This window comes from Sulfurisphaera tokodaii str. 7 (assembly GCF_000011205.1).
GTDB lineage: Archaea > Thermoproteota > Thermoprotei_A > Sulfolobales > Sulfolobaceae > Sulfurisphaera > Sulfurisphaera tokodaii.
On sequence record NC_003106.2, the window covers coordinates 530,163 to 544,659 of the forward strand.

The following is a 14,497-nucleotide window of genomic DNA, read 5'->3' on the forward strand; positions in this document are numbered from 1 at the left end:
CATGGTATAATGAATGAAGAAATTGTTATCAGTGTTATCAATCTTAGAAAAAAGTTCGGTAATTTTTGGGCCTTAAAAGATGTTAACTTTACGGTTAAAAAGGGGGAAGTATTTGGTTTAATTGGCCCTAATGGTGCTGGTAAAACTACTACACTTAGGGTAGTTGCAGGTATAATTAAGAGCTACGAAGGTATCGTAAAAGTATTTGGTTTAGATCCTGTAAAAGCTAAAAATAACGGATATATCTCCTATATGCCAGAAGATGCGTTCCCGTATGAAAAACTTACTGGAATAGAAAATTTACAATTTTTTGCTGAACTTTACAGTCGTGGTGATAAGAGGAAAACTCAAGAATTCGTTGAATTAGGCATAAAAATAGCTAATTTAGGGGATAAAATATACCAGCCAACCTCAACATATAGTAGGGGAATGAAAAGAAGGCTTATTATTGCTAGAACGTTAATGGTGATGCCTAAATTAGCAATTCTTGACGAACCCACGTCAGCACTTGATGTTGACTCTGCTGTAAGGGTAAGAAACACAATAGTTGAAATGTCAAAAAAATACGGAATTACGATTATTTTGTCTTCTCATAATATGTTAGAGGTTCAATATATGTGTGATAATATAGCCATGATAAATGATGGAAAGACAATTATTTCTGGTAGTCCGAATGATATCATTGAAAAGTTAAAGGTTAAAAACCTTGAAGAAGCTTTCATGAAGGTGATTTCAAATGCTTAAAACATTTATAAATAAAGAATTATTAGAAATTAGAAGAGACAAAAAACTATTACTCTCTTCCATCTTATTACCCTTCATACTTTTACCTTTAATTGGCGTAATACTATATGCATCAGTTTCTGCCCAACCTCCAATTATAGCAGTTATAAATAATAATTCTGCAAACACTCCTTATGTCAATATAGTTACTAGTTACATTAAACATAATGGCGGAATCGTGATAACAAATAGTACTCAAAATGCTGATGTAGTTATAGTTTTTCCAAATGAATTTTATCAAAATATAAGTAACATATCTCGTCAAGCCTTTGTTTACTTTTACGTACTAATTTCATCAAATCAAAACGCTCTTGATATTGCAAATAATGCTTTATATACTTTATTACTTAATATATCAAATCAAAGAATCGAATATTTGAAAAACTTAGCTCATGTAAATGTTACTCCTTCTTCTATCAGGAATCCGATATATGTGGTTTTAGGTTATCGCTCAATAACCGGAAAAGTTGTTTCATCTGGAGTTAGCCAACTAGCTAGTTTTGCCAGAATTATTGCATTAGTGTTATTTCCTAGTGCTACACCAGTGGTCTTCTATCTATTAGAAGGAATAACCGGAGAACGGGAGAGGAAGACATTAGAATCCTTACTTGCAACTCCACTATCAATAAGGTCTTTTATCATTTCAAAATTATTTGTAGCAATAATTTTAGGAATTTTCTCTTCTTTAGGCGATATTGTAGGAACATTCTTCTTTATATCACTCTCATCTTATGCATTTAATATTTCAGTGTCTCTTACTTTTTCATTTCTTATAATCATAGTATTAGTCTATTTAATTTCTATTCTGTTAACCGGGGCATTGAGTTTAATATTCTTATTTATATTTGGAGGTTCTACTAGAAATATTCAGATAATTAATTTTATAATAATATCCTTTGGGATGATAGCTTCATTTGTAGCACTCTTTATAAATCCAAGCCAATTAACATTTCCATTAACAGCAATATATGGTATTCCTTATGTTCAATTAAGTCTTGGATTACTCCTATATGTATTCGGATCAATACGAGATTCCATATTCTCTCTCTCGGCAACAATGATTGTATCTGTATTTCTAATATTACTGGTATCCAGATACTTTAATTCCGAGAGGCTTCTCTTAAAATAAAAAATATAAATTTGTATTGACAACTATAATATATGCCGGTAAAAGCGTATATATTAGTTGTAACCGCTGTGGGAAAAGAAACAGATGTGGCTAATTCAATAAAAAGAATAAACGGTGTAAAAGAAGCTAATCCAGTATATGGAGAATACGATGTAGTAGCGGAAATTGTTACAGATAGTTTAGATGAGCTAAATAAGGTAATTTCTCAAATTAGAAAAGATCCATCTATTCTAAGAACTGTAACTCTAATTGTAATGTAAATCAGAACGAGGAAATTTTTCCTCATTTTTTATATTCAGTACGTCCCTGCAACATCATAAACATAGAATTAGGGGACCCACCTATGCTCATTTAGCTCTCGGGACACGAGAGCATAATCACATAGGCCCAAATTAACTTTTTTCATCTTTACTAATAACTTCAACTTCTTCTTCTTCACTTTCTTTCTCTAGCAATCTTTGAACTAATTCTTCAACAAGAGCATCAAGTTGGGCAACTTTTGCCTCTAAATAGGCAACACTTTCTTCCAATTTTTCATATTTATCATCCTTCTCCTCTCTGTCCTCTTTATCCCTTTCTTCTAATCCTTGTCTAATATAGAACTTTACTAAGTCAGTAATCTGTACTCCAAGCTCCTCTGCTTTTCTTTTTAGTTCTTCATAAAGTGACTCTGGTAAAGATAAGTGTATAGTAGGCAATGTGTATACTCCTCATGATAAAAATATATAAGTACAAATATTTATATCTTCATCATCATATACTCCTCTTGAAAGCATAAGATGGAAATACCGCTCCAGAAAATACTTAAACCTTAGTATGAAGAATATTAATATCGGATAAAAGATGAGAGTTGTAACATTTAAAGTAGAAGAAGATTTATTGGAACTATTAGATAGATATGCAATAAGGTATGGTTTAAATAGATCAGAAGCTATCAGAAAAGCTATTGAAAGCCTGGTTAAAACAGAAATAGATAAAGAAACAGTGCCAGTTGCAAAGGTTGAAAAAGTTAGACTTTAAAAATAAGTACAGATCCCTTTTCAATACTATTTTCGTCAACTTCTTTTTCTCTTATTTCTATGGTTTTTCTATTTATAACTTCTAAGAAGTTATCTAAAGGGTCTAATGGCATAAAATGTCCTTTAATCCAGTAATGCATTGGAATTGTTATTTTAGGATTTAGTTTATCTATTATTTCTTTTGCTTCCAAGGCATTTATTGTTATAACTCCTCCTACTGGGACCATCAATATATCTGGATTCTTTATCTTCTCAAGGATTTGATCATCTGGCATATGGCCAATATCGCCCATATGAACAATCAATTTTCCATTAGGGTTTACAATCCTGTAAATAGCAGTTTCTCCTCTTCTTTTTCCTTTTTCCTTATCATGATATGCTTTTAATCCTTCAATAGTATACGAAGCATAATTAAATTCTCCATAATATTTAATTTTTACATCTTTATGAGGAATTATTTCATAAGCATTATGGTCGTAATGATTATGAGTTATGAGAATTAAATCAGCTTTAGTTTCAGGTCTGGGTAAGCCTATACTTCCTCCATCATGAGGATCTAAAAGTATTTTATTATCTAGAAGAAAAGAAGAATGATAGAAAAACTTTATCATACTTTAATCTTTTTGCTACTTACTTTAATAGCTATCTCTTTAGCAACATCAACATTTACCTTTTCACCATTTTCAGCAAGTTTCTTTATTTCATTTAATACTTCTCTTAACTCTTGATCATTTAAGTAAATTCCTTGTTCCTCAAGAAGTTTTTTCAAACCATGTATACCACTATGTTTTCCTAGTGCTAATCTTCTGAAATTACCTACCTCCTCTGGAGATATTGGCTCATATGTCAATGGGTTCTCAATAACTCCGTGAACATGGATGCCAGCTTCATGACCAAATGCATTTTCTCCTACTATCGCTTTAAAATAGGGAACAGGAACACCAGTTAACTCTGATACAAGTCTGCTTGTTTCGTATAACTTATATGTTTTGATATTAACCTCATATCCCAAAAGTTTTTTCAGTGCCATCACTACTTCTTCTAATGATGCATTTCCAGCTCTCTCTCCAATTCCATTCACAGTTACATGAACTTGTCTTGCCCCAGCCATTACTCCAGCAATTGAGTTAGCTGTTGCTAAACCAAAATCATTATGGCAGTGTACACTTACGATTTTATCTTTAGTTACAGAAACAACATCTTTGATTAAATCATGAAACTTGAAGGGATGCATAACTCCAACAGTATCTGGTATATTTATTCTATCTGCCCCAGCCTCAATAGCAGTACTTACAGCTTTTAATAAGAAATCCTTATCAGTTCTTGTAGCATCTTCTGGGGAATATTCAACTATTAAGCCATGATCTTTAGCATATCTAACTGATTCATAAATTTTATCTAGTACTTGTTCCCTTGTCATTTTTAGTTTATATTTCAGATGTATATCAGAAGTAGCAATGAATACATGGATGCTTGATATGCCAGTATCGATGGTCTTATCTATATCTTGCTTATTCGCCCTTGATAATCCTATAACCTCAACCTGATCTCCAACTTCTTCTAGGATTTTCTTAGTGGCTATAAATTCTCCCTCAGAAGCTGCAGGAAAACCAGCTTCTATTACATCAACTCCTAGTTCTGCCAATTTTCTCGCTATCTTAACTTTTTGTTCGACTGTTAAATCTATACCCGGAGCTTGCTCGCCATCTCTTAATGTTGTATCAAATATTCTAACTTTTTTTGAATTAACCGAGAATTGACATCCCAAACTATCTGTTACTTAAAAAATTATAAATCTTTGCTTAAAACTTGTTCGATTATCTGTTTAGCTATTTTTAGTTTGTTTCTTTTAACCCAGTTAGCTGGTAAATTTTGTTCATAATAAGGTTTTGAATATTTTCCTACATAACCAGAATCAAAGTCCATTCCATAAAGTACAATTTCTTTAGCTTTGAAGAGTTTTGCTAAAATTACAGCTCTATCTCCATCAGTAAATCCACCGAATAAATGAATATTTCCAAAAGGGAAAACTTGTGCCGAACCTATTACAATTTTCATATTATTTACCTTGTACAATTTTCTAATATTATCACCATGTGCATGAACTACGTAAATTGATTCTTCTGGAAACACAGAAATTCCATCTAAATCAGTTACAATTATATCTGGAATGATTCCATGTTCATATAAGAAATTTGTTGCTCCATCTGCTGAAATAATTAAATCTTCACTAATTTCATTTACAGATACCAGATTAGGACCTGCACCTACAACTGCTACTCTTTTATCTCTAATAATGTTAAGTTTCTCTACATAGTCATTTTTTATTTTCATGTTCAATAATAATGCTGAGTAGTAATCATCTCTGTAAGAATAACCAAAAATCGCTCTTATTCTTGAATAAAAAGTTAACCAGTAGAAAGGATCTTGAAGTATACTGCGTCACCTTCATCTCTTATAATTTCAATTTTAAAGTTATTCTTAATATATTGAAAATAGGGATTATTTTTAGATATTTTATAGATAATATTTTCATTAGGAAAAAGTGCATCAATCACATTTGAACTACATATATCTTTGTCCAAATCAACTATGAAATTCATCGAATACATTATTAGCAAGTTCAAATATTTCTTCTAATTCCTTTATCAACCCTTTGGCTTCAAAATTTCTTATTATCACAGAATCCTTAAATGAAGATTCATCAAGTAATGTTAGAGGATAAAGCTTTTCTTCTAAGAGTTGAAGCCTTCTAATCAAGGTTATTTCTTTTTCTTGAGTTAGTTTGGAAAGAATCAAATTAAGTTTTTGTGATACATGATCTTCCAGCGAGTAATACCCATAAAGGGCTAATAATGCTTTACTCAGATTTTCTATGAAATCATAAGAATTATCTATGGTTCCTACTAAATCTCCTTCTTCTAGTGAAGTTTTAGCTTGCTTCAGATATCTGAAAGATTTACTAAGATATTCTGATGAAAGAGCACTATTATTCATAATTCAATCACCTCACCCTTATTTATTTCACTTAATTTCAAAACACCGTTAATATTTGTCACATTCACTTTCTTAACTTCTTTTTCTATTAACTTTTCTTTATCAAACAAGACCTTTCCATTAGTTAATAAATATAAGACTATAGGATTGTGAAAAGAAAGCTCTGAAGGATCAAGAATTATAAAATATAGAAGGGGTCTTTGCCCATATTTTTTAACATATTCAAAATAACTTTCTAACGGCTCAATCTTTTTTATAAAATATTCAGCTATTTCCTCTCTGGCATAAAACGAAATTTTATGAACTTTATCTAAAACTAATAAGATTAACAGAGTTTTTTTCTCGTCAAAAGTATCTATAGCTTCTCCTCCTATTACTATACCTTTCAATTTATCTTCGTAATGTTCGAGTATTTTTTCACTTAAAGTCTCAACTAAATTAAGTAATGACTGCATGCTTATTATTTACAACCACAAAAATTAAGTTTGTGTATGAATTGATATCCGAATATTTGAAATATCCACCATATGAGATTTTACCTATACTTGAGTTAAGAATACCATGTAGTACTCAATGTATATCTAACTCTAAATTTAAGCAACTACTAGAAATAGAGGAATTTAGATCACAGCTAGAAGTAGTAGATAGTCTTAAAGATTTGATAAATTATAAAATAGAAAATCTCGTTGATGAAATTTCAGTTAGAATATCAAATAAGAAAAATTTAGATATTAATTCGCTAACTTATTCTGTATATAAAATCATAGAATTTGGTGGTGATTATCAAATAGGGTATGATAACATAGTTTTTGAAGATAAGAAAATATTTGCTGGTAGTTTTAATGAAATTATGAGATTAAACAAAGAGATAGAAAAAATTCTAACCGATAAGGACGTAAGATCATTATGTGATGAAATTAAATATTTAGTTGAATCTTTGTGGGAACATTTTGACAAGAACATAAGGAGGTCATTAAATGAAAGTCAAAGTAGGACTTGAAGGACTTTCTTTTGATTCTGCACATTATACTTTATCCTCAGAAGGAAATCAGCAGATTCATGGCCATACATACAAACTTTCTATAGAAATTGAGGGTAATTCAATAGATGAAAATACGGGATTTGTTATAGATTTTGAAATTTTAAAGAAGATAATAAATGATATAGTAAAAGATTGGGATCATAAATTAATAATTCCTTCCGAAGATCTCAATCAAATATACTTTAAAGGCCCGTTCAAGCTAGACATAAAGGTTATTCCATACAAATATCCTACAGCAGAATATATCGGATTAGAAATAGCTAAGAGTATATATGAAAAATTACAGAAAAAGTATAAAATTACAGTAAAAATATATGAAGGAGAAAACAATTATGCAATAATTGAGTATCCGTGACTATTTTATTATGAATCGTAGACCAATATTATCAATAGTTTTACAATTCTCGTCCTTTACTTTTGAAAAACAGATTTTACCATTGTCAAAAGAAAAACATCTATAAGGATTTTTTAGAAATTTTTCCACCTCAAATTCATCTCCATTATCGCTTTCTTTAAAGCAACCTTCCAACTCAACTCTTTCTAAGATAGAGTTAGCACTTATAACTATTCCGCCATAAAGAAGAGCAAAGCATTCAGCAAGACTAAGGTCTTTACATGATTCTTCAACATTTAAGGTCTTCTTTAATCTTTCAAGGAAATTACTTCTTGTTATAAGAGGATAAGTTGATATTAGTATAGTTATGTTATTTTTTCTTAGTCGTACTATTGTTGGAGTCGATGATATTATATCCACGCACAAATAAAGGTTCGTCTTGTATATAATTTTTATCTAACTTTAATGCTAATTCAGCCTTAGCTAACTCATATCCTATATACAAACTATGCTCATTATTAATATCCTTCTTCAAATCTATTAATTTTCTACCTATACTAAGCCCATCTCTTCCAGATATCTTAATATTCTCTTTTCCCTTCCATTCGAGATAGATCTTATCTGCCACTTTTATGATAACAAATCCTTTATCCATGATTTTAGGTTCTATATGTTCACTAATATATAGATAATCTTCTGGGTTTACAATTTTCTCTTTTATCCTCTTTTTCTCTTTTAGTATTAAAAGATCTAAACCTAAATCTTTTGGTAAACTTTTCTTATATAGGGATACACTAATCATTTTAGTAGCTATATTTACTTCATAAGAACTCCAACGAGTCTTACCGTGTTCCATTATCAGTAAGTTCCCAATTTTGAGCTCGCCAGCTATTGCTGTTAATAATGCATTAACACCTATACTATCTACATCTATTAGCTCAGTAACATTAAGTATTCCCATTAGCATAGGAGCATCTGTAAGGTCTCTTAATTTTTTGTATTCAAAAATACTATTAACCAGACCAACCATTGGTGGTGAGAGGATAGGATCTAATATTAGTTTCTCGAACTTCATTTCTTTTGCTTTCCTATATAGATTAAAAGTAACATCAGCTCTATTTTCAATAGAAAGGGGTGCAATTACGAATGCCTTATCTTTTATTACGGCGAGTTCATTTATATTATCCTCATTAAGATTAAATATAAAATCTGCACCAGCTTTTGCCCCCTCAATAAGCTCTTTAGTTGAGGCTGAATCTATACCAACAATATATCCTTCATCTCTGAATTTAGTAACTTTCTTTCTTACCTCATCTAAATCCTCATGGCCATTAGGAAATCCTAGTACGAATACATTAACGTAATTAGATACCCTTTTAGCTTCTTCTAGCAGAAACTCTATATCTTTACTTGCATCAAACTCTATGAATATTCTAAAGGGAGGAGGATATCGTGGTATTTTTAATCCATTTACCTCAAATGCAAAATCGCCTTTTTCCTCTAATTCCCTTAAGATCTTTTCTATGTCCTCCTCTTTCTTTTTCTTTAGTATAGTATCAGCTGGATAAATCGTAGATAATGCTTCACCTTTTGAAAGAGCTTCTATTACTCTAGGAATATCTCTATAATCTTCGCTACCTTTATACGTTTTAACCTTTGTTACTTCTTGTATTTTTTGAGCATCACCACTAGCTAAACCTGGAATGATGATGTAATCATAATCCTTAAGTGATATATTCTTTAAGTTTTCTGCTATATAATCTACTGTCATTAACGAAGCAATAGGGTAATTAAGTGCAATAACATCAGCCTTTACATCTTTTAATTGACTTGCAATTTCTTTTACGCTCTCGTATGCTAATTTTCCGGTTACTAGTAACACTTTCACATACTATCTTTCTTAATTTAGGATTAAAAATACCGTTATTAGAAACTCTTTTATTTACTTTAACACATAATATTAATGATGAGTCTTTTACCTAGAGCATTTGATGTAAGACCAGGAGAAAAGTTTGATGTGGTTATAATTGGTATGGGTCCTGCAGCGTATAGTGCAGCCCTATATAGTGCAAGGTTTATGCTAAAGACTCTAATGATAGGTGAGACACCTGGAGGACAATTAACAGAAGCTGGAGAGGTTGATGATTATTTAGGTTTAATTGGAATTCAAGCTGCTGATATGATAAAATTATTCAATAAACACATAGAAAAATATAACGTCCCTGCAATTATGGATACAGTAGAATACTTTAGAAAAGAAAATAATGAATTTATCGTTAAAACTAAAAGAAGAGGAGAGTTCAAAGCTGATGCAATAATAGTTGCGGTAGGCGTAAAGAGAAGAAAATTAAATGTGCCAGGAGAAGCTGAATTTACTGGTAAAGGTGTTTCTTATTGTTCAGTTTGTGATGCTCCGCTATTCAAGAACAGACCAGTTGTTGTTGTTGGAGGAGGAGATTCTGCATTAGAAGGAGCTGAGATTCTTTCTCGTTATGCAACTAAAGTATATCTTGTACATAGAAGAGATGAATTTAAAGCACAACCAATTTATGTAGAGAGCGTAAAGCAAAAACCAAATGTTGAGTTTATCTTAAATTCAGTAGTTAAAGAAATTAAAGGTGACAAAATAGTTAGAAAGGTTATTGTTCAAAATCTAAAGACTAATGAAATTAGAGAACTCGATGTTAATGGAGTGTTTGTTGAAATTGGTTTCGATCCGCCAACAGATTTTGCGAGGCAAAATGGCCTAGAAGTAGATTCACATGGGTATATTAAGGTAGATGAATGGATGAGAACTAATATAGAAGGTGTATATGCTGCTGGTGATTGTACTGGGATGTGGTTAGGTTTTAGGCAAATTATAACTTCAGCTGCACAAGGTGCGGTAGCCGCACATAGTGCTTTTAATTATTTAACAGAGAAAAAGAGGAAAAAGTAATGCGAGAGGTTTTAGTAAAGATTACAAAGGAAATAATTTCTTTCCTATATGAAGAAAAAGATAAACAAGGTATTGATAAAATCATAGGAAAACATGGAAATGATGTTACTAGGGTTATTGATAAGAAATCAGAAGAATTGATTTTCGATAGGCTTAATCATTCTGGATACAAATTTATGTTCGTCTCAGAGGAAGCTGGTGTGGTTAATAAAGAAAACTATGAGTATATAGCTATTATTGATCCTTTAGACGGAAGTACAAATTACCTAAATGGAATTCCTTGGTCTTCAGTATCTATAGCAGTTTATAGAAGAGGAGAAAAAGATATTTTGTCCTCTTTTACTGGTGTAGTAGGTAATATATTCACTAAAAAGATATATTCATATGATGAAAATTTTTCATATATTGATGAAGAAAAAATTAGTACTCCTCATCCACCAGACAGACTTCTGATCTTAGCATATTTTTCAAGGTCAAGGCTTTTATCCGTAAAGAACTTTCTTGATTCATTAAATGCTGATTATAAAATAAGAAGTTTAGGGAGTGCCTCATTAGATATGATTTTAGTGTGTACTGGTAAAGCATCTATTTATTTTGATGTTAGGGGAAAATTAAGAAATGTTGATGTGGCAGCTTCTTCTAACTTCTGTAAAAGGCTTGGAATAATTCCTAGGAACTCAAGATTAGAAGAAATAAGAGTAGGAATAGAAAAAGTAGAACAAATCCAGGAAATTATTCTTTCTTCAGATCAGAACTTGTTGAATTTAATTGCTCTTTCTTTACAGAAGGCTTAACTTTTGCAATAGCTTCTAATAAGTCTTCATAAGTCAATTTTCTTTCTTTGTTTCCCCTTATTATTTCCTTTAAGACTTTCAGTTTTGCTTCTCTTGTTACAGCAGCTATATCAGCTCCGCTGTAACCCTCAGTAATGTCAGCCAATTTATCGCAATTCACTTGTTCACATATATCTTTACCTAAGTACTTTTCAAATATATCTTTTCTTTCATCTTTATTAGGTAATGGCATATAAATTATTCTATCAAATCTGCCTGGTCTTTTTAATGCTGGATCGATATCTTCTAATCTATTTGTAGTTCCTATAACCACTACTTCCTTCAAACTTCTAATTCCGTCCATTTCAGTTAGAAGTTGGTTAACTATTTTTGAAGCCTCTGACTTTTGGTTTTCACGTTTAGGAGCAATAGCGTCAAGCTCATCTAATAGTAAGATGGAAGGCTTATTCTCTCTAGCTCTGTTAAATACTTCTTTAACTGCTGAAACAGCACCCTCATATCCCTTATAAAGAATTTCTGCTCCACTTAGCATAATTAATCTAACACCTAAAGTTCTTGCTAGTGCTTTAGCCATCATTGTTTTACCTACACCTGGAGGTCCGTAAAGTAAAATTCCTCTAATTGATGGAATCTTCATTTGTTCCATTAAATTATAGTACTTGAATTGCATTTCTAGTAAATCATATAATTCTTTCTTTATCTCTTCATATCCTCCTATATCATTTAAAGTTATTTTTTCAGCATCCTCTGATTCTGGTAACTCGGGTCCTCTGAACTTTCTCTCATAATCTAACCTAAACTTCTCATATTCATCAAGCATTTGTAGAGTTACACTTGGTTTATATCTCTTAATTACGTTTATGAAATCTTGTAGTGTTATTTTTCTTTCTACTCCCTTTTCTAATGCCTCTACAGCAGCCATTCTAGCAACTTCTTGGCATACATTTGCTATATCGGCTCCGGTGAATCTTTCTGTCATTTCGGCTAATTTATCAAAGTCAACATCTTCACCTAAAGGCATATTCTTACAATGAATAAGAAATATCTCTTTTCTAGATTTTTTATCAGGCACACCAATATAAATTAGTTTATCAAATCTACCTGCCCTTAAGAGTGCTTTATCTAAAAGATGTGGAACGTTAGTAGAACCAACAATAATAACCCCATCTTCGCTTTGTAATCCATCTATCTCTGACAGCATCAGAGAAAGTAATCTAGGCGTGACAGAATCTCCAGTATGACTTTCTCTTTTAACTCCTATAGTATCTATTTCGTCAAAAAATAATATGCATGGTGCGTTTTTCCTAGCATTTGCAAACAATTCTCTAAGTCTAGCTTCACTTTCGCCGTACCATTTGCTCATGATATCGCTTACATTAACATAAATAAAGTTAATTTTTGCCTCATTTGCTAGTGCTCTCATCATTAAGCTCTTACCACAACCAGGTGGACCAAATAGTAAAATCCCTTTCGGAGGTCTCAATCCATATTTTTTAGCTATTTCCTTATACTTCAGTGGAATCTCTATATATTCTTTAATTTCTTTTTTTACATCATCATATCCACCGATCATATCCCATGTAATTTTTTCTTTAACTTCTTCTTTCTTTTTCTGAGACTTTTGTTGTATTTGTAGAGCTTTGTCTGATAATATGAACTTTTGAGTCTGCTTTCTGAATAGGAGAACCAGAAGGACTATTGTAATTCCAACAGCACCAAGAACCTCTATTAATGGAATAAATTGAGTAACTCCCATGTTCAAAAAACATTATGAATTTGCAAATATTTAAATTATAGTCAATGTTTTATGTCTTTCAAAATCTCCATAGAGGCATTATATCCTGGTGCTCCAGTAACACCACCACCTGGATGAGTCCCAGATCCACACAGATATAGGTTCTTTATTGGAGTCCTATAATTAGAATATCCTATCAGAGGTCTAAAGAAGTATAATTGGTCTGGTGTCATGTCAAGATGAAATATATTCCCTTCCCATATTCCAAATCTTCTTTCAATATCTAGAGGCGTTAATATTTCGTATTTAATAGGCTTAAAATTGGGTGCAAATTCTCTAACTTTTTCAATACTGATTTCTGCTATCTTATCTTTAATCTTATCAAGATCTTTACTATAAGGTACATATTGGCCGAAAATTGTGAAGACAAACTTCCCTTGAGGTGCTAACGTAGGATCCACAGTTGATGGGATGTTAATTGATAACCATGGTTCTCTGGAATAGCCCAAATTTTTTGCATCTAAATATGCTTTTTCTACGTAACTTACAGAGGGTATAATTAGTTCTGAAGCTATATGCTCTGGTCTTAATGATTTTCCATTTCCAAAATCTGGGAGTTCTTCTATGTATCCGTTTATCTTAAATGATACACCGATAGTCTTAAGTGCATTTACTTTTCTAATGAATTCTTCATCTAATTCAGCATTTCTTAATAGTTTAAGAAATGTAGTCTTGGGATCAGCATTAGAAAGAACTATTTTACTCTCTATTATTTTTCCGTTTTTTAATTTTATTCCTTTAGCCTCACCATTTTTAACAATTATCTCATCAACTTCTGAGTTAAGAAAAATTTCTGCACCATAATATTCTGCAACCCTCCTAAGAGCATTGGATACATTTCCCATTCCTCCTTCCACATAACCCCAAGCTCCTTTAACTCCATTAACCTCTCCGAAATTATGATGAAGTAATACATAAGCCGTACCAGGAGTAGAGGGAGAAGCGTAAGTTCCTACAACAGAATCTTCTATCAAGGCTGATTTTACTTCTTCACTTTCGAAGAATTCATCTAGGAATGACTTCCCGTCCTGGAAAAACATCCTCGCAATAGTCAATGCTGTGTTTTCGTCCACGTTTAAACCTTTAAATAATTTAAGTAATTCTTCTGCTTCAGAGAGGTTTATTGGTTTATTTAATATTAAGAAATCTGCTATCTCTGAGAAAATTTCTAGAATTTTTACGAATTTTTCATAAGACTGGGCATCTTTTTTTGAAAACTTTTCAATTTCTTTTACTGTTTTCTTAGTTGAAGTCCAAATAGTTATGCTCTTGTTCTGTCCAAAAGGGACAAACAGACTTGGGTCTTTTAAATATACTTTCAGCCCGAAATCATATAGTCTTAGATCGTCGATTATCTTTTTTCTAAATAAGCTAAAGACATATGATGCTGTGGAAACTTTAATTCCAGGCCATAATTCTTCAGTTACTGTTGCACCACCTATAACGTTTCTTCTTTCAAATACTGCAACTTTCAAACCTTCTTTCGCTAAGTAGGATGCTGCAACTAAACCATTATGACCTCCACCTATAATTACTACATCGTAAATTCTATTCACCTCTTTTAATTCTAAATACTATTGCTAGTATAGCACCCAATACAGATAAACCTACTGCTGTATACGCGAAAACCAATAACATTTCTGTTGGGTTCATTTAGGATAACTTA

Annotated in this window: 19 protein-coding genes; 8 read left to right on the forward strand and 11 right to left on the reverse strand. The window is 31.6% G+C overall.

Features of this window, described 5'->3' with window-relative positions; all coding sequences use genetic code 11:
- Positions 1–9: 9 nt before the first annotated feature.
- From STK_RS03035 to STK_RS03045, 3 genes are read left to right on the forward strand one after another with little or no spacing between them, the layout of a single operon-like run.
- Positions 10–744: an ABC transporter ATP-binding protein gene (locus STK_RS03035; protein ID WP_010978512.1), complete on the forward strand. Its 735-nt coding sequence runs from the start codon at positions 10–12 to the stop codon at positions 742–744.
- A complete protein-coding gene (locus STK_RS03040) occupies positions 737–1,912 on the forward strand; it encodes an ABC transporter permease (RefSeq protein ID WP_010978513.1) in 1,176 nt (391 codons plus the stop codon). Before STK_RS03035 ends, STK_RS03040 begins: the two co-directional genes overlap by 8 nt.
- Positions 1,913–1,944: 32 nt before the next feature.
- On the forward strand, positions 1,945–2,172 hold the full coding sequence (locus tag STK_RS03045) for an Lrp/AsnC ligand binding domain-containing protein (RefSeq protein ID WP_010978514.1): 228 nt from the start codon (positions 1,945–1,947) through the stop codon (positions 2,170–2,172).
- Between the two features lie 132 nt (positions 2,173–2,304).
- Here STK_RS03045 and STK_RS03050 read toward each other — a convergent pair whose 3' ends face one another.
- A complete protein-coding gene (locus STK_RS03050) occupies positions 2,305–2,610 on the reverse strand; it encodes a hypothetical protein (RefSeq protein ID WP_052846359.1) in 306 nt (101 codons plus the stop codon).
- Between the two features lie 145 nt (positions 2,611–2,755).
- Here STK_RS03050 and STK_RS03055 point away from each other — a divergent pair, with 145 nt between their 5' ends.
- Positions 2,756–2,932 carry a ribbon-helix-helix protein, CopG family gene (locus tag STK_RS03055; protein ID WP_010978515.1) on the forward strand — a complete coding sequence of 59 codons (177 nt, stop codon included), beginning with the start codon at positions 2,756–2,758 and terminating at the stop codon, positions 2,930–2,932.
- On the opposite strand, the gene STK_RS03060 is transcribed toward STK_RS03055, so the two are convergent.
- The 6 genes from STK_RS03060 to STK_RS03085 form a co-directional block, all read right to left on the reverse strand.
- Positions 2,922–3,542: an MBL fold metallo-hydrolase gene (locus STK_RS03060; protein WP_010978516.1), complete on the reverse strand. Its 621-nt coding sequence runs from the start codon at positions 3,540–3,542 to the stop codon at positions 2,922–2,924. The genes STK_RS03055 and STK_RS03060 overlap by 11 nt on opposite strands.
- Positions 3,539–4,699, reverse strand: coding sequence for an isopropylmalate synthase (locus STK_RS03065; protein WP_010978517.1), 1,161 nt, complete (start codon positions 4,697–4,699; stop codon positions 3,539–3,541). Before STK_RS03065 ends, STK_RS03060 begins: the two co-directional genes overlap by 4 nt.
- 20 nt (positions 4,700–4,719) lie before the next feature.
- Entirely contained in the window at positions 4,720–5,265 is a 546-nt protein-coding gene (locus tag STK_RS03070; protein ID WP_010978518.1) for a 6-hydroxymethylpterin diphosphokinase MptE-like protein, read from the reverse strand.
- A 74-nt stretch (positions 5,266–5,339) separates the two neighbouring features.
- Complete coding sequence (locus STK_RS03075) at positions 5,340–5,534, reverse strand: hypothetical protein (protein ID WP_052846361.1); 195 nt, start codon at positions 5,532–5,534, stop codon at positions 5,340–5,342.
- On the reverse strand, positions 5,518–5,928 hold the full coding sequence (locus STK_RS03080; RefSeq protein WP_010978520.1) for a HEPN domain-containing protein: 411 nt from the start codon (positions 5,926–5,928) through the stop codon (positions 5,518–5,520). Before STK_RS03080 ends, STK_RS03075 begins: the two co-directional genes overlap by 17 nt.
- Complete coding sequence (locus tag STK_RS03085; RefSeq protein ID WP_010978521.1) at positions 5,925–6,383, reverse strand: hypothetical protein; 459 nt, start codon at positions 6,381–6,383, stop codon at positions 5,925–5,927. The genes STK_RS03080 and STK_RS03085 overlap by 4 nt, the downstream gene beginning before the upstream one ends.
- A 32-nt stretch (positions 6,384–6,415) precedes the next feature.
- Here STK_RS03085 and STK_RS03090 point away from each other — a divergent pair, with 32 nt between their 5' ends.
- Both STK_RS03090 and STK_RS03095 read left to right on the forward strand, forming a co-directional pair.
- Positions 6,416–6,928 carry a hypothetical protein gene (locus STK_RS03090; protein WP_052846362.1) on the forward strand — a complete coding sequence of 171 codons (513 nt, stop codon included), beginning with the start codon at positions 6,416–6,418 and terminating at the stop codon, positions 6,926–6,928.
- The gene (locus tag STK_RS03095; protein WP_010978523.1) at positions 6,906–7,325 is read left to right on the forward strand and encodes a 6-pyruvoyl trahydropterin synthase family protein; all 420 of its coding nucleotides are present in this window, start codon (positions 6,906–6,908) and stop codon (positions 7,323–7,325) included. Before STK_RS03090 ends, STK_RS03095 begins: the two co-directional genes overlap by 23 nt.
- Here STK_RS03095 and STK_RS03100 read toward each other — a convergent pair whose 3' ends face one another.
- Positions 7,326–7,724 (reverse strand): hypothetical protein, encoded by a 399-nt coding sequence (locus tag STK_RS03100; RefSeq protein ID WP_010978524.1) that lies wholly within the window; start codon positions 7,722–7,724, stop codon positions 7,326–7,328.
- Positions 7,675–9,192, reverse strand: coding sequence for a dihydropteroate synthase-like protein (locus tag STK_RS03105; protein WP_010978525.1), 1,518 nt, complete (start codon positions 9,190–9,192; stop codon positions 7,675–7,677). The genes STK_RS03100 and STK_RS03105 overlap by 50 nt, the downstream gene beginning before the upstream one ends.
- A gap of 78 nt (positions 9,193–9,270) precedes the next feature.
- On the opposite strand from STK_RS03105, the gene trxB reads away from it, so the two are divergent.
- Complete coding sequence (gene trxB / locus STK_RS03110) at positions 9,271–10,242, forward strand: thioredoxin-disulfide reductase (RefSeq protein WP_052846363.1); 972 nt, start codon at positions 9,271–9,273, stop codon at positions 10,240–10,242.
- A complete protein-coding gene (locus STK_RS03115; RefSeq protein ID WP_010978527.1) occupies positions 10,242–11,036 on the forward strand; it encodes an inositol monophosphatase family protein in 795 nt (264 codons plus the stop codon). The genes trxB and STK_RS03115 overlap by 1 nt, the downstream gene beginning before the upstream one ends.
- Here STK_RS03115 and STK_RS03120 read toward each other — a convergent pair.
- Positions 10,975–12,792, reverse strand: a complete 1,818-nt coding sequence (locus STK_RS03120; RefSeq protein WP_010978528.1) for an AAA family ATPase — start codon at positions 12,790–12,792, stop codon at positions 10,975–10,977. The genes STK_RS03115 and STK_RS03120 overlap by 62 nt on opposite strands.
- 41 nt (positions 12,793–12,833) lie before the next feature.
- The gene (locus STK_RS03125; RefSeq protein WP_052846891.1) at positions 12,834–14,378 is read right to left on the reverse strand and encodes a phytoene desaturase family protein; all 1,545 of its coding nucleotides are present in this window, start codon (positions 14,376–14,378) and stop codon (positions 12,834–12,836) included.
- Positions 14,379–14,497: the final 119 nt, after the last annotated feature.

Excerpts from the sequence above, each read along its gene's own strand:
- STK_RS03080 (WP_010978520.1), bottom strand. The coding sequence starts at position 5,928 with ATGAATAATAGTGCTCTTTCATCAGAATATCTTAGTAAATCTTTCAGA.
- STK_RS03075 (WP_052846361.1), bottom strand. The coding sequence starts at position 5,534 with ATGAATTTCATAGTTGATTTGGACAAAGATATATGTAGTTCAAATGTG.
- STK_RS03040 (WP_010978513.1), top strand. The coding sequence starts at position 737 with ATGCTTAAAACATTTATAAATAAAGAATTATTAGAAATTAGAAGAGAC.
- trxB (WP_052846363.1), top strand. The coding sequence starts at position 9,271 with ATGAGTCTTTTACCTAGAGCATTTGATGTAAGACCAGGAGAAAAGTTT.
- STK_RS03120 (WP_010978528.1), bottom strand. The coding sequence starts at position 12,792 with ATGGGAGTTACTCAATTTATTCCATTAATAGAGGTTCTTGGTGCTGTT.
- STK_RS03085 (WP_010978521.1), bottom strand. The coding sequence starts at position 6,383 with ATGCAGTCATTACTTAATTTAGTTGAGACTTTAAGTGAAAAAATACTC.
- STK_RS03115 (WP_010978527.1), top strand. The coding sequence starts at position 10,242 with ATGCGAGAGGTTTTAGTAAAGATTACAAAGGAAATAATTTCTTTCCTA.
- STK_RS03095 (WP_010978523.1), top strand. The coding sequence starts at position 6,906 with ATGAAAGTCAAAGTAGGACTTGAAGGACTTTCTTTTGATTCTGCACAT.
- STK_RS03070 (WP_010978518.1), bottom strand. The coding sequence starts at position 5,265 with ATGAAAATAAAAAATGACTATGTAGAGAAACTTAACATTATTAGAGAT.
- STK_RS03045 (WP_010978514.1), top strand. The coding sequence starts at position 1,945 with ATGCCGGTAAAAGCGTATATATTAGTTGTAACCGCTGTGGGAAAAGAA.
- STK_RS03060 (WP_010978516.1), bottom strand. The coding sequence starts at position 3,542 with ATGATAAAGTTTTTCTATCATTCTTCTTTTCTTCTAGATAATAAAATA.
- STK_RS03035 (WP_010978512.1), top strand. The coding sequence starts at position 10 with ATGAATGAAGAAATTGTTATCAGTGTTATCAATCTTAGAAAAAAGTTC.
- STK_RS03055 (WP_010978515.1), top strand. The coding sequence starts at position 2,756 with ATGAGAGTTGTAACATTTAAAGTAGAAGAAGATTTATTGGAACTATTA.